General features: G+C 71.8%; 16 protein-coding genes. 9 read left to right on the forward strand and 7 right to left on the reverse strand.

The features are described 5' to 3' along the window. The first annotated feature begins 92 nt into the window (after nt 1–92). The 3 genes from D7V97_RS19120 (at nt 93) to D7V97_RS19130 (ending at nt 3,286) form a co-directional block, all read left to right on the forward strand. Nucleotides 93–1,373: an amidohydrolase family protein gene (locus D7V97_RS19120; RefSeq protein WP_120612100.1), complete on the forward strand. Its 1,281-nt coding sequence runs from the start codon at nt 93–95 to the stop codon at nt 1,371–1,373. 48 nt (nt 1,374–1,421) lie between these two features. Continuing rightward, nucleotides 1,422–1,982 carry a redoxin domain-containing protein gene (locus tag D7V97_RS19125; RefSeq protein ID WP_120612088.1) on the forward strand — a complete coding sequence of 187 codons (561 nt, stop codon included), beginning with the start codon at nt 1,422–1,424 and terminating at the stop codon, nt 1,980–1,982. Between the two features lie 206 nt (nt 1,983–2,188). Further along, nucleotides 2,189–3,286, forward strand: coding sequence for a glycosyltransferase (locus D7V97_RS19130; protein WP_147444871.1), 1,098 nt, complete (start codon nt 2,189–2,191; stop codon nt 3,284–3,286). Between the two features lie 20 nt (nt 3,287–3,306). Here the strand turns inward: D7V97_RS19130 and D7V97_RS19135 are convergent, their stop codons facing one another. Together D7V97_RS19135 and D7V97_RS19140 are read right to left on the reverse strand one after the other, a co-directional pair. Next, a complete protein-coding gene (locus tag D7V97_RS19135) occupies nt 3,307–6,867 on the reverse strand; it encodes a hypothetical protein (RefSeq protein WP_120612090.1) in 3,561 nt (1,186 codons plus the stop codon). Nucleotides 6,868–6,951: 84 nt separating this feature from the next. Then, nucleotides 6,952–9,066 (reverse strand): chloride channel protein, encoded by a 2,115-nt coding sequence (locus D7V97_RS19140; protein WP_199728862.1) that lies wholly within the window; start codon nt 9,064–9,066, stop codon nt 6,952–6,954. 174 nt (nt 9,067–9,240) lie between these two features. Between D7V97_RS19140 and D7V97_RS19145 the strand changes: the two genes are divergently transcribed. Next, nucleotides 9,241–9,681 (forward strand): peroxiredoxin, encoded by a 441-nt coding sequence (locus D7V97_RS19145; RefSeq protein ID WP_120612091.1) that lies wholly within the window; start codon nt 9,241–9,243, stop codon nt 9,679–9,681. Nucleotides 9,682–9,716: 35 nt separating this feature from the next. On the opposite strand, the gene D7V97_RS19150 is transcribed toward D7V97_RS19145, so the two are convergent. From D7V97_RS19150 to D7V97_RS19160, 3 genes are all read right to left on the reverse strand, one after another. Continuing rightward, nucleotides 9,717–10,505, reverse strand: a complete 789-nt coding sequence (locus D7V97_RS19150) for a zf-HC2 domain-containing protein (RefSeq protein ID WP_120612092.1) — start codon at nt 10,503–10,505, stop codon at nt 9,717–9,719. Further along, the gene (locus D7V97_RS19155) at nt 10,502–11,089 is read right to left on the reverse strand and encodes an RNA polymerase sigma factor (RefSeq protein WP_233582975.1); all 588 of its coding nucleotides are present in this window, start codon (nt 11,087–11,089) and stop codon (nt 10,502–10,504) included. Before D7V97_RS19155 ends, D7V97_RS19150 begins: the two co-directional genes overlap by 4 nt. A 74-nt stretch (nt 11,090–11,163) precedes the next feature. Beyond that, nucleotides 11,164–12,591 carry a site-2 protease family protein gene (locus D7V97_RS19160; RefSeq protein WP_120612093.1) on the reverse strand — a complete coding sequence of 476 codons (1,428 nt, stop codon included), beginning with the start codon at nt 12,589–12,591 and terminating at the stop codon, nt 11,164–11,166. A 96-nt stretch (nt 12,592–12,687) separates the two neighbouring features. On the opposite strand from D7V97_RS19160, the gene dusB reads away from it, so the two are divergent. After that, a complete protein-coding gene (gene dusB / locus D7V97_RS19165) occupies nt 12,688–13,701 on the forward strand; it encodes a tRNA dihydrouridine synthase DusB (RefSeq protein WP_120612094.1) in 1,014 nt (337 codons plus the stop codon). Here the strand turns inward: dusB and D7V97_RS19170 are convergent. Beyond that, the gene (locus tag D7V97_RS19170; protein ID WP_120612095.1) at nt 13,680–14,999 is read right to left on the reverse strand and encodes a glycoside hydrolase family 1 protein; all 1,320 of its coding nucleotides are present in this window, start codon (nt 14,997–14,999) and stop codon (nt 13,680–13,682) included. The two genes, dusB and D7V97_RS19170, sit on opposite strands and share 22 nt — an antisense overlap. 347 nt (nt 15,000–15,346) lie before the next feature. On the opposite strand from D7V97_RS19170, the gene D7V97_RS19175 reads away from it, so the two are divergent. The 4 genes from D7V97_RS19175 (at nt 15,347) to pyk (ending at nt 19,645) form a co-directional block, all read left to right on the forward strand. After that, complete coding sequence (locus tag D7V97_RS19175; protein ID WP_120612096.1) at nt 15,347–15,550, forward strand: excinuclease ABC subunit A; 204 nt, start codon at nt 15,347–15,349, stop codon at nt 15,548–15,550. A gap of 120 nt (nt 15,551–15,670) precedes the next feature. Next, nucleotides 15,671–17,128 (forward strand): NFACT RNA binding domain-containing protein, encoded by a 1,458-nt coding sequence (locus tag D7V97_RS19180; RefSeq protein WP_120612097.1) that lies wholly within the window; start codon nt 15,671–15,673, stop codon nt 17,126–17,128. Between the two features lie 170 nt (nt 17,129–17,298). Continuing rightward, complete coding sequence (locus D7V97_RS19185) at nt 17,299–18,114, forward strand: hypothetical protein (protein ID WP_120612103.1); 816 nt, start codon at nt 17,299–17,301, stop codon at nt 18,112–18,114. 100 nt (nt 18,115–18,214) lie between these two features. Continuing rightward, nucleotides 18,215–19,645 (forward strand): pyruvate kinase, encoded by a 1,431-nt coding sequence (gene pyk / locus D7V97_RS19190; protein WP_120612098.1) that lies wholly within the window; start codon nt 18,215–18,217, stop codon nt 19,643–19,645. A gap of 9 nt (nt 19,646–19,654) precedes the next feature. Here pyk and D7V97_RS19195 read toward each other — a convergent pair whose 3' ends face one another. Further along, nucleotides 19,655–21,157, reverse strand: coding sequence for an HD family phosphohydrolase (locus D7V97_RS19195; RefSeq protein WP_120612099.1), 1,503 nt, complete (start codon nt 21,155–21,157; stop codon nt 19,655–19,657). Between the last annotated feature and the right edge of the window lie 10 nt (nt 21,158–21,167).

Here is a 21,167-nt window from a genome sequence, read left to right on the forward strand (position 1 = left end):
GTGCTAACCTGCCGCGCTCGGAACGGGACCCCTAAGGGGAGGGGGCCACGGGTCGGGAACCTCGCGCACCGTCGCGCATGCAGGGAGGGATGTTGGGCACCGTCCTCAAGGGTGGTTACGTCGTCGAGCTGGAGCCCGCGTCCGTGGAGCGGGTGGACCTGCGCATCGAAGGTGAGCGCATCGTGGCGCGGGGCGAGGACCTCACGCCCGGTCCTGATGACGAGGTGGTGGCGCTGTCCGGCAAGCTCGTCTTCCCGGGGCTCGTCAACGCGCACCACCGGCTCGCGTACGTGCTCGCGCGCGGCTGGGTCCGGCCGACGCCCGCGTCGTACCAGGCGCTGCTGGAGCAGGTGCGCTGGCCCTTCGAGAACGCCCTGGACCTGGACGCGGTGCAGGTGTCCGCCACGGCGGCGGGCCTGGAGTCCATCCAGTGCGGCACCACCACCCTGTTCGACCTGCACGCCTCGCCGCGCGCGGTGACGGGCTCGCTGCTGCGCCTGGCGCGAGGCCTCCACGAAGTGGGCGTGCGCGGCGTGCTGGCCTACGCGGTGACGGATCGCATGGGCGCGGTGGGCCGCGAGGAGGGGCTGGAGGAGACGGTCAGCTTCGCGCGCAAGGCTCGGGGCCGCTTCCGCGGACAGGTGGGCGCGGGCCCCATCTTCACGCTGGGCGATGACGCCCTCCAGGGGCTGGGAGAAGCGCTCAACACCACGAACACCGGCCTGCACTTCCCGCTCGCCGAGGACCCGCTGGACGAGCGGCTGTCCAACGAGCGTCACGGCAACCCTCCGGTGACCCGGCTGCTCAACGGCAACCTCCTGTCGCCGCGCGCGATGGCGGCGCACGCGGGCCACCTGGAGTGGGCGGACCTGGCGCAGGTGCTGGCCACGGGGACGTGGCTCGTGCACACGCCGCGCTCCAACCAGGGGCAGGAGGTGGGCTACGCGCCGGCGCTGAAGTTCGGGGCCCGGGCGTCGCTGGGCACCGACGGCACGTCGGCGGACCTCTTCGCGGAGGCGCAGGCGGCGTACCTGCGCTCGCGCGAGGCGGGGCAGCCCATTGATGTGCTGCGCTACCTGGCCAATGGCCACCGGCTGGCGTCGCAGGTGTTCGAGGCGGCCATCGGTCCCATGCGCGAGGGCTCGGTCGCGGACCTGCTGGTGCTGGACTACCTGTCGCCCACGCCGCTGACGGCGGAGACGCTGGCGTGGCACGTCATCCACGGGCTGGGCAGCCGGCACGTGGAGGCGGTGATGGTGGACGGCGTGTGGCGCGTCTGGGCGCGCAGGCCCCTGTCGGTGAACCCCACCGTGGTGGCGGACCAGGCGCGCGAGGCGGCCACGGCCGTCTGGGAGCGGCTGAACCAGGGTTAGGGCACTGGGCGGCTTGTCCCGATGCCCGGGGACCGTTAAGTCCCGGCCATGCTCATTCCCCTGCTCGTCGTCGGATTGGTCAGCGCAGCGATTCCCCAGGTGGGCGAAACCGCCCCGGACTTCACGGTGAAGGACACCGCGGGGACGACCTACACGCTGTCGGAGATGGTGAAGAAGGGGCCCGTCATCGTGGCCTTCTTCCCCAAGGCGTTCACCGGCGGGTGCACGCGCGAGCTGACCGCGTACACCAACCGCTACAAGGACATCGAGCAGGTGCAGGGACAGGTGCTGGCCTTCTCCACCGACGACGCGGAGACGCTGACGCGCTTCAAGACCGAGCTGAAGGCGCCCTTCGCGTTCATCCCGGATCCGGACGGCAAGGTCGTGGCCGCGTACGACGTGAAGATGCCGGTGGTGACGGTGTCCAAGCGCTACACGTTCGTCGTGGGCGAGGACCGCAAGGTGCTCAAGGTGGACGAGGGCAAGGACGCCATCGACCCCACGGGCGCCATCGTCGCGTGTCCGCTGCGCAAGGGCGCCGCCGCGAAGCCCGCCGCGGCGCCGGCTGGGAACACGCCTCCCATCAAGGCCCCCGCGCCCACGAAGTAGCCGTCACGGTTTCGTGACACGCGGCCCCTCGCCTTGGAGGGAGGGGCCACGGTCCATTGCTGGACGCCGCTCCGCACGGGCGGTCAGCGAGGGCGTCGCGCCGTTGAGGAGTTCACGCGACCCCGGGGCTGGCGCCTTGTTCGTCGGCGGGAGGAAGCGGTAGCCCTGGAGGTGCCGCGCGCGGGGCGTGAAGGAGGCCCACATGGATGGACATCGTATTCCTGGGGCCTCCGGGCGGGGCAGTCGCTGACGTGAAGGTCGGCTCGGCATCAAGGCAGCTCGCGCATGCGTTGCGACAGCGGGGGCACATGCTGCTGCTCCTGGAGCAAATGGGGCTCCACACGCGGCGGCTGGAGGTGGAGACGCCTTGCACGCCATACCTGGGCGTGGCGGACCTCGAGGCGCGCTTCCGTTCCCACGTGCGGCGTGCGGACCTGGTGCTGGTGGATTCGGACGTGCCCGGGGTCGCGGAGGTGGGGCGCTGGGCGACGGAGACCGCGCGCGGCCTCACCGCCTTCTGGGACCACGACACGCCCCGGACGTGGCAGCGGCAGGCCCACCGCGGGGATGCGGCGCGGCTGACGCTGGAGCATCTGGCGGGCTACCGGATCCACCTGTGCTCCAGCGGTGGGCCGGTGCCCCGGAGGTTGGAGCGCGAGTGGGGTGTGTCCCGGGCACGCGTGTTGCTGCCCGGCGTGCAGGCGGAGCACTTCGCCCCGAGGGCGCACAGCGTGCACTGGGACCTGGGGCACCTGGGGCTGCTGTCGGCGGAGCGCCGGTCGCTGTTGCAGCCGTTGTTGTTGGAGGCCGCGTTTGACTGGCCCGAAGGGCGCTTCCTTCTCGCAGGGACGATGTCCGTGGTGGATGCGGATGCGGCGTGGCCCGGAAACGTGAAGCGGCACGCGGCCACCCCGTCCCGCGAGCACCCGGCCTTCTACGGCGAGCAGCGCTTCACGCTGGCCGTCTCGCGAGCGGAGCACACGCCGGGCAGGAACCTGTTTGAAGCCGCCGCATGCGGTGCGCCGCTGATCTGCGATCCCTGGGAGGGATTGGAGGACCTCTTCTCGCTGGGCGAGGAGGTCGTCCCGGCGCGCACGGCGAAGGACGTACTGCGGTACCTGCGCGAGATGCCCGAAGCGGAGCGGCTCCAACTGGGCCAGCGCGCCCGGGCCCGCGTGCTCGCCGAGCACACCGTGGCCCACCGTGCCCTGGCGCTGGAGCAGTACGCCTATGAGGCCGTGCGGGGCGGGTCCTCGGGAGTGCCCACCCGGGTGCCCGATGCGCTGGAGCGCTTGCCGAGCTGAGGGGCCCGGGCGGTCAACGGCTAGACGCCGCGCGGCGTCTTCACCAGCTCGCGCGGCGGGAACACGAACTGCGCCGCGCCCGACACGAGCGGTGACTCATCCCGCTGGAGCGCGGCGAGCGTCTCCAGCCGCTCCGGCGTCCAGCCGCGCCCCTCCCGCGCATCCAGCACCAGGCACTGGACGGCCACGCGCCGCACCTCCGGAATGGAGCTCGTCCGCAGCCGCGCGCCCACGGCACGCAGCGACTCCAGGGGCAGCTGGGCCACCGCCACCTGGGCCGCCATCAGCGCGTCCGCGTGAAGCCATCCCGCCTGCCCCATGGCATTGAGGTGGCTCGCGAACTCCCCCGGCTCCAGCGCGCTGACCGCGCACCGCACGCGCAGCGTGGCCAGTCGCGGGTCCTTCGTCAGCACCTCTTCGGCCAGCAGGCGCACCATGCTCAGGGGCACGGGGCGCAGCCGCTCCCGGGGCTGGAGCAGCGACTCCAGCGCCACGGTCAACGCCCGCCGGTCCTCCACCACCGCCTCCAGCATCCGCGCCATCAACGGCAGGTCGTGCTCGTCGGACCGGTAGACCAGCGCCTCCATCGCCGCGCGCACCTCGTCGTTGAAGGGCGACACCAGCCGCGCACCGCACGCGGAGAGGAAGACCCGCTCCCGGTCCTTCACCTGCAACCACGCCGCGCGCTGGAGCAGGGTGATGCGCGCGTCGGGCTCCGGCCGCGCCAGTACCTTCGCGAGCAGCGCGCACAGCCGCGCGTCCAGCGCTTCCGTGAGCCGGTCCGCCGGGATGTCTCCCACGCGCGAGGCCATGATGGCGTCCTCGCCGGTGACGGCATGCTCGAACACGGCCCAGGTGGGCTCGCGGTCCAGGTGGTCCCACAGCGCGCGCAAGAGCGCGATGCGCACGTCGCGGTGCAGGGGCAGCGCGTCCAACTCCAGCAGCCGCGCGTAGGCCGCCTCCGAACGCAGCTCCCCCACCAGCCGCACCACCTCCTTGGCGACCGTCACCTTGGAGAGCGGCACGTCCGCGAGCAGCGCCAGCACCCGCGCGGGCGGCATGCCGTTGAACGCGCGGCGCAGGCCGTAGATGGCGATGCGCGCGCGACCGTCCTCCAGGCACTTGAGCAGCGTGGGCACGCCCTGGCCCTGGTCACACCGCGCCAGCACGCGCAGGGCTCGCTCCTGCACCGCGGGCCGCTTGTCGTCCGCCATCGCCTGGAGCGCGTCCATGGGCGCCCAGTCCAGCGCCGCCAGTCGCGTCACCGCGAGCAGCAGCGTGGGCGTGTCCCGCTCCGGGTCCTCGCACAGCTTCGACAGCGCGCGCGAGTACATCCGGTTCTGCTCCGCCGTCCACCGGAAGAAGCCCGAGTCGAACGGGAGGATCCAATGCGTCGCCCCCGTGGCGAACTGCCCGGTGATGACGGGCGCGGCCAGGAACGGCCCCAGCAGGTCCTGCCGCCGCCGGTGCAGGTAGTCGCGCACCACGGGGATGGCGATGGCGCTCTCGTCCCGCTTGAGCAGCGTGGGCAGCATCCGGTCGAAGTCCGCGCACGCGCGGGAGCGCAGGAGCCACAGCGCGTTCGCGGAGGGCTTGCCCAGCCGCAGCGCCACCCGCTCCAGCTCCGCCACCAGCTCCCGGTGCAGGGGCACGTCGCGAGGCTCCCGCTGGGCCAGCGCCACCACCTCATCGTCCCAACCCCGGTCCCTCCAGCGCCGCAGCGCGCCCGCGAGCGTCGCCTCGAAGCGGGGCCGGTCCTCCTTCGACAGCCAGTGGCTCAGCTCCACCGTCAGCCACGGGTTCGGCGTCAGGTCCCGCACGGAGACCAGCCACTCCGACAGCCCGGGCACCAGGGCCGCGCGCGTGCCCAGGCTCTGCGCGAGCTGGAGCAGGTTCCAGCCGCGCTCCCGCTCCGCCCAGACCTTCGCCAGGGACAGCAGCTGGGGTGCGGCCCGGCGCACCTCCTCGTCGTTCAGCCGCAGGCCCAGCCTCGCGTCCTGCAGGCTGCCCCGCTCCTTGAGGAGCGTGCCCAGCCACGCCGCGCCCCACGTCGGATCCACGCCGAAGGCCCGCACGAGCAGCCGCTCCGCCGCCTGGGCCGTCATCTGCGACAGGTCCGCGGCGTCCAGCGCGTCGCGCAGGATGCGGCCCAGTGACTCGGTGTGCTCCGCGCGCCACATCCGCCGGGGCCACTCCGCGAGCGCCTGCAGCATCGTCCCGCGCACCGGGTCCTGTTCGTTCTTCCGGGCCAGCACCAGCGCCAGCGCGGGCGCCACCCACGCGGTCTCTTCCGGACGCAGGCCGGGCAGGGCCAGCAGCGAGCCCAGCGCCACGCCGCGCATGCCCGCATCCGGATGTCCCAGCGCGCCCCGCAGCTCGCCCAGGGCTTCCTCCCAGGGCAGCAGCCGCGCGTACACGAAGCGCGCTTCGGCCCGGGTGCCCAGCGCCACCACCTCGTGCAGGTGCCGCCGCGCCTCGCGCTCGCGCAGGTCCACGGGCAGCCGCTCCAGGTGCGAAAGCGAGATGACGCCGTCGCGGTTGCGCACCGCCGCGCTCCAGCGCTGGAAGACGTGCTCGCGCACGGCGGGATCTTGGAGCTGCGCAATCAACTCCGTGCCCCAGCCGGGCGAGGCGTCCACGGCCGCGCTCCAGGCCTCCGTGAGGGTCCGCCGCAGGGGCTCCGTCACCTGCTCCAGCACGTCCTTCGCGCTGCCCAGCACCGTCGGGTCGCGCTGGATGACCCACGTGAGCGCCTCGGCGTCCAACAGGCCCACGGCCTTCTCGAACAGCAGGTGGGGAAGGGCGACGCCGGGGTGCTGGCGCAGGAGGGCGACCGTGCGCGCGGGGCGGACCCGCACCAGCCACCGCAGGGCGCCCACGTCCGCGGGAATGCCGCGCGCGAGCATCAACGCCAGCAGCGTCTCCGCCGTGTCGGGCACCTGCTCCGCCAGGCGCGCCAGGTGCCGGTCCACGAGGTAGCGCGTCACCCGGTCCGCCTCACCCGTCACCGCGCGCACCTGTTCGATGAGCACCTCGCCCAGCACCGCCGGGGCGTACCGCGCGAGCCGCTCCCAGAACCGGTGGCTGGGGCGCTCCAGCGCGCGCGCCAGGTGCCGGCGCAGTCCTTCCGCCGAGGCCAGGGGCACCGCGTCCGCGAACGTGGCGGCGTCCCCATGCTCCGCGAGCCCGTCCAGGTACGCGTCGATGACGGCGTGCCGCCGACGCTTCACCAGCTCGCGCAGCAATGACTGCTCACGGCGCATGCCGTGCGCCATGCGCAGGGCTTCCAGGGCCTGGACATCATCACAGGCGAGCGACACCAGCTCGAACGCCAGCGTCCGCACCCGGAACGACTCGTCCGACAGGGCCCGCAGCACCGCCCCACCGTCGCGCCGGGTGAACTGGGCCGCCAATGCCAGCCGTCGTTCGGAGGCATCCCCCCGGGCCAGCGCGTCCAACAGCCCCTGCGCTTCCGGGTCCGTGCGGGCCCGCCTTCCCAGGGCGACCATTTGACGCACCCGGGCATCATGGAACGTGGACGACAGCTCGGAGCGCAGGGCGGAGAGGCGGGAGTCGGACATGGCGCCCAAGGATGCCCTCTCCCCTGGTTTCCTGACAGGGCCACCGTGGCTGTCTGCCATTGTGGGGCACGCAGCCCCGCTGGCTCAGTGCGCGGCTTCCGACGGAGTGATGGGGTAGTCGCCTTTCGCGTGCTCGCGGGAGTGCTGCGCGAAGAGGAAGCGTCGCACCGCGGCGCGGGTGATGAGTCCGCACGGGGCCAGGCCCAGCACGGGCGACACCGGCAGCGCGTCCACGTCCTCCTGGTCCATCACCTGGAGGGCGTGCGCCAGGTCCGAGTCCGGCGCCAGCGCGGGCAGCTTGCGCGCCAGGTCGCTGGCGACGAGCAGCGAGTACATGGACTCGTCACGCCACACCTCGCGCAGCTGCTCCACCTGCACGGTGCCGTAGAGGTTGCCCAGCGAGTCCAGCACCGGCAGCGTGCCCGCCTCGGACGTGAGCAGCTGGTCCGTGAGCGCGCGCAGCGGCGTGCCCGCGGGCACCGCCGGCACCTCCGTCATCAGGGCGCGCACGTGGGTGCCCGTCAGGAGATCTTCGTCGCTCTGCACCTTCGCGGAGGTGCGCTCGATGAGGTAGTGGCACAGCGCGGACGCGATGGTGCACGTCACCATCAGCGGCAGGATGATCTCGTGGCTGCCGCTCAGCTCGTACAGCATCATCATGCCAGTGAGCGGGCCGCGCGTGAGGGCCGCCACCGCGCCGCCCATGCCCACGATGGCGTAGGCGCCGCTGGGCCCGGTGGCCAGCGGGAAGAAGTAGTGCACCAGCGTGCCGAACGCGCCGCCCGCCATCGCGCCAATCACCGCCGCCGGGAAGAACGTGCCGCCGGACCCGCCCGAGCCGATGGTGATGGACGTGGCCACGAGCTTCAGCACGCACGCCGTCACCAGGAAGATGAAGGGCAATTGGCCCGCCGCCGCCAGGTTGATGAAGTCGTGCCCGCTGCCCCACACCGTGGGGCTGAGGAACACGAGCACGCCCGTGCACAGGCCGCCCAGCGCGGCGCGCACCGGCAGCGGCTTCCTCCCCAGCCACGGCGAGAGCCGTCCCTTCGACCCCCCGTGGAAGAAGTGCTCCACCCCGTGCAGCAGCTTCACGAACGCGAACGCCAGCAGGCCGCACCCGATGCCCAGCGCCGCGTAGGCGAACACCTCCGCGCCGCTGACCAGCTCGTAGTTGACCCGGTTGAGCATGGGCGCTTCGTCCAGCACGCCCCGGCTCACCAGCGTCCCCGCCACGCTCGCGAGGATGATGGGGGAGAATACGCGCAGCTCGAACTCGCGCAGGATGATCTCCATCGCGAACACCGCGCCCGCGATGGGGGCGTTGAAGGACGCGGAGATGCCCGCCCCCGCGCCGCACGCCAGCAGGATGGACAGCTCCCTGCGGCTGAAGCCCAGCACGCGCCCCACGCTGGAGGCGAACGCCGCGCCGCCATAGACGATGGGGCCCTCGCGCCCCGCGGAGCCGCCGCTGCCAATGGTGATGGCGGAAGCGATGAGCTTGAGCAGCCCCCGGTCCGCCGGCACCACGTTGGCGCCGCTCTTCACCGCGCGCACCACCTCCGGAAGGCCGTGGCCATGCGTCTCCGGCCGGTCGCGCAGCAGGCGGCCCACCGCGAGCCCACCCAGCGTGGGCGCCAGCAGGACGAGCCACCAGGGCAGGTGCGGCAGCGCGGCAGGCAGGTTGTGCGCGTGGCCGAAGACGGCATTGACGGCCGCCAGCCCCACCAGCGGGTAGTAGAGCGACAGCCCGCCCAGCGTCAGCAGCGCCAGCAGCCGCAGCCGGCGCTTCACCTCGTCGCGCGGCCCACCCGGCTCGATGATGCGCGCGAGCAGGAGCGCCCCCATGGCCAGCGGCACGCCCACCAGCGCGTACTCCAGGTGCCAGCGTGCGGAGGAGAGCGACTCCATCAACGTGCGCAGCCGCTGCGGCTTGAGTGTCGCCGCCAGCTCCGCGGCGCTGAACGTGATGCCGCTCATCACGCCGATGAGGTTGGAGAAGATGCCGGCCGCGAGGCCGCTGTAGAGCCCCACCACCGCGCCCGCGATGGGGAGCACCGACGGCGTGGGGAGGCGGATGCGGTTCGACGCACCCAGCAGGAAGTAGATGAGCCTGGAGAGGTTGAGCCGTGCCCACGCGCGAAGCGTGGCCACGCGCTGCCCTGAATAGGCAGGCGGAGGTTCGTCACTGTCGTTCATTTGGAGCCCCTACTAAACGGACGAGGGGGGTGGGTTTCAAGCGTCTTGACGGGGATGTCACGCCGGGACTGTCCGCCTGCACTCCACTCCACACATCGTCCGAGCGGTGCCCGGCGGCCTGCCCTGGGGGCGTGCTACGACGGCGCCGTTCCCACCTCGAAGGAGGCATCGCACATGCTCAAGCAGGGAGACGTGGCGCCGGAGTTCGCCGTGAAGGATCACACGGGGAAGACGCACCGGCTGTCGGACTACCGGGGCAAGAACGTGGTGCTCTGGTTCTACCCGAAGGCGGACACCCCGGGCTGCACCGCCGAGGGCTGCGCCTTCCGCGACCACAAGGCCCAGTACGAGCAGAAGGGCACGGTCATCCTGGGCATCAGCTTCGACACGCCGGAGGAGAACCAGGCCTTCGCGAAGAAGTTCGACTTCAACTTCCCCCTGCTGTGCGACGTGGACCGGACGGTGGGCCTGGCCTACGGGGCCGCGGACGACGCCAAGGCCGCCAACGCGCGCCGGGTGGGCGTCGTCATCGGGCCGGACGGCAAGGTGAAGGAGTGGCACGCCAAGGTGGACGCGCGCGCCTTCCCCCAGGAAGCGCTGTCGCGGCTCCAGTAGCAGGGCGCCGCACCTTCACGCGCTTCGCCCGAGCTTCAGGGTGCGAAGGTGCGGGACGGCAGGCGTGAGCGGATGAACACCGCCACGCCGGCCAGCACCACCCACGGCAGCAGGTGCCCCAGCATCAGGTGGTCCGCGGTGCCGTCGGGGCAGTGCACGTGCAGCACCAGCATGCTCACGCCCGCCGCGGACAAGCCCGCCGCCAGCGCCCGCACGGGCTGGTAGGCGGAGCGGCACAGCAGCACCATCGCCACGGCCAGCGGCACCACCGACAGCGCCACCTCCGTGCCCATGCACCCCAGCGTGCCCGTGAGGAACGGCCTCACCTGGAGCCCGGAGCGACCCAGCAGCTGCGCCACCACCACGGCGCCCGCGCCCGCCGCCACCAGCCCCAGCGGCCAGGTCCGCCGGCTCGGCGCGAGCCCGAGGAGCGCCCCGCCCCCGACGCCTGCGACGATGAGCAGCGCCACGCCCGCCACCCAGTAGGAGGGCGCGGCGTTGAGCATCAGCCCGTGGCGGCCCACCACCCCCAGGCCCACGGCGGTCACGCCCAGGTAGGTGCCGAGCAGCACCAGCACGTCCCTCCACCACGGCGTGGGCAGGGGCGTCGCGGCCAGCTCCGTCAGCGACTTGCGCCGCGTCTCCTCGTACTTCGCTTCATTGAAGGGAAGGGGCGCGGGGGCCGGAGCGCTCCTGGGAGGCGCGAGGACGTGGAAGCCGTCCAGCAGGGCACGGCAGTCCGCGCACCCGGCCGCGTGCGCCGCCAGCTCCGGGGGCAACGGACCGTCCAGAAAATCCAGGACGCGTTCGCACTCGGGCGTCATTCCGCGGTCTCCTGATGAAGCGGGGCGAGCAGCTCGCGCAGGCGCGCATAGCCGCGGTGGGCGCGGACCTTCACCGCGCTCTCGGTGAGGCCCAGGGTCTCGGCGATCTCCGCGAAGCCCATGCCTTCGAAGCGGTGCATCAGGATGGGCAGGCGCTGGCCCTCCGGAAGCTGCTCCAGGGCGCGCTGCACCGCGCGCTCCAGGCCCGCGTCGCGGGGCTCCGGCGTGTCGGCCACGGCGGTGAGGGGCAGCTCCCCCTCCGGCGTCAGGTCCTCCGGCCGGCGGTGGCGGCGCGCATGGTCCCGCGCCGCATTGGTGGCGATGGCGTACAGCCACGGGCGGACCCGGGCGCCCTCCTGGTAGCGGCCGCGGGCGCGCACCAGGGAGAGGAACGTCAACTGGGCCAGGTCCTCGGCGGTGGCGGGGCTGCCCGTCAGGCGCGACAGGTAGCCCTGGATGGGGCGCGCGTAGCGCTGGAAGAGCGCGTCGAACGCGGGCGCATCCCCCTGGCAGAACCGCTCCATCAACACCTCGTCCGAGTCCCCGGCGCTCCCCGACAGTGCCGGCATGTCACCGGTACGCACGGGCGCGGCGGGAGGTTTCACGGAAGGGACGGGAGGGCTCACGGACGGGGGCGGACTCTACTCCCGAGCCGCGCTCAGGACGCGGCGGAGGGCCGCAGGAGGGTGAGCCACTCCTCGAACGCGGGGTGGCCGTGCAGGGGCGCCAGGTCCTCGTCGGACGCGGCATAGCTGGCGTCCTGGAAGCCCAGGGCCTGCGCGCGCTGGAGCAGGCGCACCGCGTCCGGCACGTTGCCCGCGCGGGCGAAGGCGCACGCCGCGTCATAGGCGATGCCCGGCTCCGGCGCGTGCCGCAGCGCCGCCTCACCCACCGCCGCCGCCTCCGAATAGGCGCCCCGGATGAACAGCGCCCGCTCCGCGCACCGGAACGCGGCCGCCGGGTCCACGCCGGGCAGCCGCAGCGCCTCCGACACCTGGCCCAGGCGGATGAGCGCGCCCGCGTACTCGTGCATCACGGTGCGGTCCTGCGACTCACCCCACGCCTGCTTCCAGTAGCCCACCGCCCGGGCGTCGTCGCCCACCAGCGAGAAGGCCGCCGCCACCGCGTGCATCTCCACCGGCTGGCCCTGCACCTGGGAGAAGTGGTCCAGCGCGGGCCGCCCATGGCCCTGCTTCAGCGCCACCCAGCCCAGCAGATAGTGCGTCCGGCTGGTGAGGCTCGCCGACAGCCCCTCGCCTTCCAGCAGCAGCTGGCCCAGCCGCCACGCGTCGTCCAGCCGGTCCTCGCGCAGCGCCTGCTGGGCCTCGCGCAGCCCCTGGGCCCGGGGACCTTCGGCCTCCTTGTCCTCGTTGCGCGCGCGCAGCACGTCCGCCAGCACGCGGAACGCCTGGAAGCCGAACATGGCGAAGAGGAGGGAGACGAACAGCTCTCCACTTCGGATGCCCAGCAGGACCAGCCCCACGCACAGGCCCAGGGCCAGCACGTGGGACACGATGAAGCCCCGGCGCCCGAACATCCGCGTGGCGAGCGCCGTGCTGATGTGGCCGCCGTCCAGAGGGGGCACGGGCAGCAGGTTGAACACCGTCCACAGCATGTTGGCGAAGAAGAACCGGCTCAGGAAGAAGTCCGCCACCTCCGACTGGCCGCGCACCAGCATCAGCACCGCCCAGGAGAGGACGCCCAGCGCCAGCCCCGCCAGCGGGCCCGCGAAGCTGCTGACCACGTCCTTGTGCCAGGGCAGGGGCGCATCCGTGTTGGGCCGGGTGACGCCGCCCAGGAACACCAGCTCCACACTGGGCCGGTAGCCGAAGACGCGGAAGGCCACCGCGTGCCCCAGCTCGTGGATGAGCACGGAGACGAAGACGATGAACATCCACGCCAGCACGTAGGTGGCCACCGCGCCCAGGTGGCCCGGGCTGCTGGGGTCGGTCAGCCGGTCCCCCAGCCACCCGGCGCTCGAGCCCCGGCCCGGCTGCGGCAGGGACTGGTAGGCGAGCACCGCGGAGAACAGCAGGTGACTCGTGTGGACGTGGACGGGGACGCTCCCGAGCCGGAAACGGAACATGGGGAGGGACCTTAATCGTTGGACCCCACCCGCGCAGGGTCGTTCGTGGCCCTCGCGCTCTTCTGTTCCCGCTCGCCGGGTTAGGGTGTCGCCGCCATGTTGAAGCTGGGTCCCTACACGCTCCCGAACCCCTACATCCTCGCGCCCATGGCCGGCGTGAGCGAGCGCCCCTTCCGCGTCATCGCCTTCCGGCTGGGCGCCGCCCTCTGCCCCACGGAGCTCGTGAGTGCCCAGGGCCTGATGCGCCAGAACCAGCGCACGCTCAAGTACCTGCGCTACGACGCCCAGGTGGAGCAGCCCTACTCGCTGCAAATCTTCGGCGGCGAACCGGAGGCCATGGCGGTGGCGGCCCAGGTGGGCAAGGCCGCGGGCGCGCAGCTCATCGACATCAACATGGGCTGCCCGGTGAAGAAGGTGGTGCGCAACGGCGCCGGCAGCGGCCTCTTGTGCGACGTGCCCCGCGCGGCGGCCATCGTCCGGGCCATCCGCGACGCCACCGGCCTGCCCGTCACCTGTAAAATCCGCTCGGGGTGGGACGACAAGACGCTCAACTACCTCCAGGTGGCGGAGGCGCTGCAGGAGGCCGGCTGCGCGGGGCTCGCCATGCACGCCCGCACGCGCGCCCAGGGCTACTCGGGCCGCGCGGACTGGTCCCTCATCGCGGACCTGAAGCGCCACTTCCCGGAGCTGCCCATCATGGGCAACGGCGACGTGAAGACGGTGGAGGACGCCCACCGCATGCTGGACGCCACCGGCTGCGACTTCGTGATGATTGGCCGGGGAGCCCTGGGCAACCCGTGGCTCTTCCGCGAGCTGACCGGAGGGCCGCCAGCGACGCCCGAGGAGCGCTGTGAGCTGGTGCTGGAGCACGCGCGCGCCCACGCGGAGTTCGTCGGAGACCCCCTGGCCGCGGTGCGCTCCTTCCGCCGGCACCTGGCCTGGTACGCCCACGGCCTCAAGGGCGCGGCTCACTTCCGCTCGGAGGTGAACCAGCTCGACTCGCCCCAGGCGGTGGAGGACAGCGTGCGCCGCTTCTTCGCGGGCGCGGACACCGACCCCACCGCTCCCCTGGAGGAGCCAGAGGTGGACTACCGGGCCGCGCTGGGCTGAGCGCCGGTGCTGGAGGAAGGCGGCACCAGCACGCGCCCGGTGGCCACGGTGCGGAAGTAGTCGCAGGCCGGGGTGGGGTGGCGCTCCAGCGTGTCGAAGTCCACGCGATAGAGGCCGAAGCGCGGGCCCCAGCCCTCCAGCCACTCGAAGTTGTCGAGCAGGCTCCAGTAGAGGTAGCCCTGGACGTCCACGCCCTGCTCGCGCGCGGCCAGCACCTGGCCCAGGTGCGCGTGGAGGTACTCCGGCCGCACCGTCCCCTTGCGGTCGTCGATGCCGTTCTCCGTCACCCACACGGGCTTGCCGTAGCGCTTCACCTCCTGGAGCAACTGGAGGAAGCCCTCGGGGCGCTGCTCCCAGCCGATGTCGGTGAGGCCGCGCGCGTCCGGGTCCCGGTACTTGAAGTCGATGAAGGGCGGGCGCGGCATGAAGCGCAGGTGCGCGCGCGTGTAGTAGTTGACCCCCACGAACTCCACGGAGTCGCGCGCCTCCGGGATGCGCACGTCGGTGGACGCCACGCCCGGCATGAAGACGCGCAGGTGGCCGGACGACAGCGCCTCGTGGAACGCGTGGTTGTAGGCCGGGGCCGCCAGCCTCACCAGCGAGCGGTCCAGCGGATGCCACCAGCGGTCCGGCGCGAACGACAGCATGTTCTGGGAGATGCCCAGCTCCACGCGGCCCAGGCGCTGACCCAGCTCCTCGCGCGCGATGGCGTGCGCGCGCACCAGGTTCCCGAGCGCCGCCATCGTCTTCGCCCCATCCGTGAGGCCCGGCGGCATCAGGCCCTGGAGGTAGCCACCCAACAAGAGGACCATCGGTTCGTTGAAGGAGATGACGAGCGCGTCCAGCCCCTCCAACAGGGGCGCGCATCGCCGGACGTACTGGCGGAAGGCCTCCAGGCTCTCCGGGAGGTGCCAGGGCGTGGACGCGTGGAACCACGTGGGGTGGGTGAAGTGATGGAGCGTCACCACCGGCCGCAACCCGTACGAGCGCAGCTTCAAGAGCCGCTCGCGGTACGCCTCCAGCGCCTTCGCGTCGAACTGGCCGCGCTCGGGCTCGATGCGCGCCCACTCCAGCGACAGGCGGAACGCGGTGGCCCCCACGGCCTTGGCCAGGGCGTAGTCCTCCTCGTAGCGGTGCCAGTGGTCCACCGCGCGGCCGCAGCGGACGTGGGGCTCCTTCAACTTCCCCTGTCGCTCCCACTGGGCCCAGTCGTTCTCGATGCCGCCCTCCACCTGGTACGCGGAGGTGGCGACGCCGAAGGTGAAGGACGCGGGGAAGGTGAGCGGGCCGGTGCGCATGCGGGCGCGCACCGTAGGCCGACGCTTCGGGGACGGGAAGCGACGCGAGGAGCGCGCGCGGATGCGCTGCAGTGGACATCCAGACCTGTAGCGCGGGCGTCCACAACGCTTCCGGAGCCGGAAATTAGCCTCCGCACGCGATGCGCTCCGGGCCCGCAAGTGACCGCCACGAACGGTTGGAAGCGCCCAACGCCTAGAAATCGGCCTCGCCGCGCACTGCAATACATCACCATGCGTTGACACACTGGCATGTCGCCCGTACCATTCATTTCAAGCACTCACGTTCAATCCATGGTGGGTGCAGGGCTCGCGTCACCGCGGGCCTCAACTCTGAACGGAGGATTCCGATGGCCGCGAAGAAGAAGACCGCGAAGAAGGCCGCGACGAAGAAGAGCGCGACGAAGAAGACGGCCCGCAAGGCCCCTGCCGCGAAGCGCGGTACGGCCAAGAAGGCCCCCGCGAAGAAGGCGGCCCGCAAGGCCCCGGCTCGCAAGACGACCCGCAAGAGCGCCAGCAAGGCGGCTGCGGCCCCGGCGACCCCGGAGTCCTGAAGCAAGGCGTCATGACGGACGTCGGTTGACGTCCAGTGAACGGCTCGGCGAAACCCGCCGGGCCGTTTTTCTTTTTGCGGGCTGGGACTTCGCGTTCCCACCCGTCCGGGAGGGGCCGCCATGTCGCTGCGTCCGGTGGAGTTCGAAGAGGTGGTGGCGGAGGTGGCGTCCCGGCTCGTGGGCGCGGTGGCCCAGAAGGCGTGGTGCCCGCTGTCCCGCCTGGCCTACCTGGAGCTGCGAGTCCCCGGGAAGTCGGTGGTGCTGTGCCTGTGCGCGGAAGGGGAGCTGTCGCGCCTGTCCGTCGCCGAGGACCGCTTCCCCACGCCGGGCGAACCCGCGCCCTTCCAGCGCTGGCTGCGCCAGGAGCTCACCGGCTTCAAGCTCCAGGGCGCCCACTACCTGGAGCCGTCCCGCACGGTGGTGCTGGAGTTTGATCGCGAAGCCGTGCGCCGCCGGCTGGTGCTGGAGCTGGGTTCGCCGGGTGGACTGCTCCTCCTGAGCGACAACCACCGGGTGCTGATGCTCTCCGGAGAAGGCTTCGGCGCCCGGAGGAACCTCTACGCCGGAGCGCAGTGGACGCTGGCGGAGCCTGTGTCCGAAGAAGCGCTGGCGAAGGGGCGCGCGCAGCCCTCGCGCCTGGAGGTCCAGGAGGCGGACCCGCTGCCGAAGCTGCAGGCCGCGGAGCGGGTGCTCGGGCAGAAGGACCGCACCAGCCGCGCGGACACCATCCGGCGCAGGCTCGCGCAGCCGTACCGGGCGCGGCTGAAGCGCTCCTCGCGGACGCTGGAGAAGGTGCGAGCGGAGGCCGCGCGAGGCCCGGAGGCGGAGAAGCACCGCGAGGTGGGCGAGCTGCTCGCGCAGAACCTGCACCGCATCAAGCGGGGTACCACTCAGGTGACGCTCACCGCGTACACCGAGGCCGGCATGGAGGAGGTCCCGGTGAAGCTGGACCCGAAGCGCACCCCGAAGGAGGAGGCGGACTGGCACTTCCACCAGTACCGGCGCCTGCTGCGCGGCGTGGAGACGGCCCGCCACCGCGAGGCGGAGCTCGCGCGCGAAGTGGCCCATGCGCAGGTAGCGCTCCAGCAGATTGAAGCGATGGACGGCGCCGCGCTGCTCGCGCAGGTGGAGGTCCTCCAGGTGTCCGCGGGGGAGGAGGGCCCGAAGGAGGGGCTCCCCTTCAAGGAGTACGTGGGCCACGGCGGCGCGCGCATCTGGGTGGGGCGGGGCGCGGAGGACAACGACGCGCTCACCTTCAAGGTGGCGCGGCCCTGGCACATCTGGCTGCACGCGCGCGGACTGCCGGGCAGCCACGTGGTGGTGCCGTTGGAGAAGAACGGGGAGGTGGCGCAGGAGGTGCTGCTGGACGCGGCGCACCTGGCGCTGCACCACTCGGGGGCGAAGGGCGAGCCGCGCGGCGAGGTGAGCTACATGCCGGTGAAGTTCGTGCGCAAGCTGAAGGGCGCGCCTCCCGGACAGGTGACGTACGCGCGGGAGAAGACCTTCGTGGTGCGCATGGAGCCTGAGCGGCTGGAGCGGCTGCTCAAGTCGCGCCACGGCGAGCCCGCTCCGTCCTGAAGGGCAGGCGAGCGCGGGCTCGACGACACGCCCGGGCCGGAAAAGACCCGGGGCGTCACGCGCTGCGTGTGGGAGGGGTCGACGGGCAGACGGGCGTGCCCCCCTGCCCTTGAGTCCGGGGAAGTGGCGGGTACGATGCCCTCCGCGTGACGCCCGAGTTCTTCCACCAGATGTCCCTCTTCCCGCGGGGCTCGTCCGCGGAGCGCGCCGTCGTTCCCGCGCAGCGAACCCCTGAAGGCCCCGCGCCGCTGCCGCCGCGCAACCGCGTCGTGGAGGAGGCGCCGCGCGTCCTCACCTCGACGCGCGAGGAGCTGTGGACGCGAGCGGAGTCACTCGCGTGGCGCCTGAGCGCGAACCTGGGCATGCCGGTGCGCCTGGCGGTGACGGACAACCGCTCCACCATGGTGTCCTTCCGCCGGGGCTCGCAGGTGCTCCAGCTGCGGCTGCACCACATGTTCCTGGACGCGCCGGAGTCGGTGGTGCGAGCGGTGGCGGACTACGCGGGCCGGGGACACCGGGCCGCGGGCAACCTCCTGGACGAGTACATCCGGGGCCAGCAGCCGCTCATCCGCCAGCTGCGCCGGGAATCCGACGCGGAGCTCAACCCGCTGGGCCGCTGCTTCGACCTGCGCGCGCTCTACAACGGCGTCAACGAGGCCTACTTCCAGAACGGCATCCAGGCGCGCATCGGCTGGGGCCGCATGCCCCCCCGCCGGCGCCGCAAGTCCATCCGCCTGGGCGTCTACGACCACCAGACGCGGGAGATCCGCATCCACCCCGCGCTGGACAAGCCGGAGGTGCCTGCCTTCTTCGTGGAGTTCATCGTCTTCCACGAGATGCTCCACCAGCTCTTCCCCAGCAGCGGCCGCACCGGCCGGCGCGTGCACCACCCGCGCGCCTTCCGCGAGCGTGAGCGCACCTACCCGCACTACGGCGCCGCGCTGCGTTGGGAGCGAGAGAACCTGGGCACGCTGCTGCGCGGCTGAGAGCACGCCGAGCAGCCTGGACATTTACTGGTTTACCTGACCGAGCGCGTCGTGTGCGTGCTTGACCCAGGTGCGGCGGAGGCCGGATGTTCGCGCCCCTATGCGACGAGCAAAGATTGTCTGCACCCTCGGTCCCGCCAGTCAGACCCCGGAGATGTTGGAAGCGCTGCTGGAGGCCGGCATGGACGTGGCCCGGCTCAACTTCTCCCACGGCAGCCACGAGCAGCACCAGGCGAACATCGACATGCTGCGCGCGGCCTCGCTGAAGGTGCGCAAGGCCGTCGGCATCCTGGGCGATCTGCAGGGCCCCAAGATCCGCACCGGCCGCTTCGTCACGGGCAGCACGGAGCTCAAGCACGGCGCCACCTTCCACATCACCACCGACGAAACGGTGAAGGGCACGGATGAAATCGTGTCCACCACGTACCCGCACCTGGCGGCGGACGTGAACCCGGGCGACCGCATCCTCCTGGACGACGGCCTCCTGGAGCTGCGCGTCGTGGAGACGGACAAGAAGCAGCTCATCAAGACGGAGGTCATCCACGGCGGCACGCTGAAGAACAACAAGGGCATCAACCTGCCCGGCGTGGCGGTGCGCGCGGACGCGCTGACGCCCAAGGACCGCGAGGACCTCGTCTTCGGCCTCAAGGCGGGCGTGGACTACATCGCGCTGTCCTTCGTGCGCCAGCCGTCGGACCTGGACGCGGCCCGGCAGGCGATGGCGGAGGTGGGCCGCACGGTGCCCATCATCTCTAAGCTGGAGAAGCCGGAGGCCATCGCGCGCCTGGACGCCATCCTCGACAAGACGGACGGCGTGATGGTGGCCCGAGGCGACCTGGGCGTGGAGATTCCCCCGGAGGAAGTCCCGGCTGTCCAGAAGGACATCATCCGGCGCTCCAACCTGCGCGGCCTGCCCGTCATCGTGGCCACGCAGATGCTCAACTCGATGATCGACAACCCGCGCCCCACCCGCGCGGAGGCCAGCGACGTGGCCAACGCCGTGTATGACGGCGCGGACGCGTTGATGCTGTCGGGCGAGACGGCGAGCGGCAAGTTCCCCATCGACTCCGTGCAGATGATGGAGCGCATCATCCTGGCGGCCGAGTCCTCCGCCCGCGCGCAGTACCTCCCGCGTGTGATTGAGGCCCCGCTGGGCCTGCCGCTGCACTTCCCGGACGTCATCGCACGCGTGGCGTGCGAGGCGGCGAAGGCGAGCGGCGCCACGCTCATCGCGGCCTTCACCCTGTCGGGCGTGACGGCGCGGCTCCTGGCGCACTACCGGCCCACGGTGCCCATCGTCGCGTTCAGCCCCAACCAGGAAGTGCGCCGCCGCCTGTCGCTGCTCTGGGGCGTGGTGCCGCGCGTGCTGGAGCCCATCCAGGAGACGGAGACCATGCTCCGCCGGGTGGAGGAGGAGCTCGTCTCGCGAGGCCTCGCGCGCCGTGGGGACCGCATCGTGGTGGTGTTCGGAGCGCCGGTGGGCCAGCCGGGGAAGATCAACAGCCTCCGGCTGCACACCATCAGCGCCTGATTCAGGCTGTTACGCCGGGCTCTGCTTCTTGAGGGCCCGGCGCGGAATCTCCGCCTCGACGAAGATGGCGAAGAGGCCCGGGTCGAGCTGCCCGGAGCCCGCCTCCTTCTTGAGGATGTCGAGCGCGAGCGTGTGCGGCACGGCCTTCTTGTAGGGCCGGTCGCTCGCGGTGAGCGCGTCGTAGATGTCGCAGATGGACATCATCCGGGACTGCACGGGGATGGTGTTGTCCGGGATGGCGCGCGGGTAGCCGGTGCCGTCCAGCTTCTCATGGTGCGCGTAGGCAATCTCAGGCACGCGGCGCAGGGCGCGCGTCCAGGGGATCTGCGACAGGAAGCGGTACGTGTGGTCGACGTGGCTCTCGATTTCGCGGCGCTCCTCGGGGGAGAGCGTGCCGCGGGTGATGGAGAGGGATTGGATTTCCGCGGGCAGGAGCAGCGGTTGTCCATGGTCATGCGCGTCGGTGTACGAGAGCTTTCCCAACTCCAGCAGCCGCTCGAAGTTGCCCTGGGCGAGCACCGTGGGCTTGTTGCAGGTGAGCAGGAAGCCCATCACCTCGTCCAGCTGGGCCAGCTCGTTGGCCAGCCGCAGGTCCTCTTCCTGGTGGATGGCGGGCAGGGCGGCAAGGCCGCGCACCTCCACGGCGGAGAGGCGGCGGCGGGAGCTCTGGAGCTGCAAGTCCTTGCGAGCCAGCTGGAAGCGGGCGCGCAGGTTGTCCAGCTCATGCGGGTAGAGCTTCTCCGCCTTGACGAGCACGTTCTCGCGCACGCCCACCTTGCCGAAGTCATGCAGGAGCGACGCGTACCGCAGCTCCTGGAGCTCCACGGCGGAGAAGCTCACGTGGGCATAGGGCCCGGAGGTGTGGTGCTCCAGCGCCTGGGCGAGCGACACGGTGAGGTCGGCGACGCGGCCGGAGTGGCCCGCGGTGGACGGGTCGCGCGCTTCGATGGCGACGACGGACGCGGAGACGAAGCCCTCGAAGAGGCGGTTGATCTCCTCGTGGAGGAGGGCGTTTTCAATCGCGCCCGCGGCCTGGGCGCCCAGGGCGAGGAGCAGCTCCTCGTCCTCGGCGTCGAACACGAGCCCGCCGCGCTTGTTGAGGGCCTGGATGACGCCGGTGACGTCCCCGTTGGCGTCGCGCATGGGGACGCAGAGGATGGTGTGGGTGCGGTAGCCGCTGGAGACGTCGAAGGTGCTGTTGAAGCGCGGGTCGGCGTAGGCGTCGGGGATGTTGATGACGGCGCCGGTGTGGGCGACCTGGCCGGCGATGCCGCTGCCCATGGGGAGGCGGATTTCGTTCTTGGAGCCCTGGGCGACCTTGCTCCACAGCTCCTCGCGCTCGCGGTCGAGGATGAAGAGCGAGCAGCGATCCGACTCCACGACCTTGCTGGCCTCGTAGAGGATGAGGGGCAGGAGCAGGTCGAGGTCACGCTCGGCGCTCATCGCCTTGGCGACATCCAGGATGGACGTCAGCTTGGCGAGTCGGCGGGACAGGTTGGGGGAGGCGGGCACGGACTGGGGA

The organism is Corallococcus sp. CA053C (assembly GCF_003611675.1).
Lineage (GTDB): Bacteria > Myxococcota > Myxococcia > Myxococcales > Myxococcaceae > Corallococcus.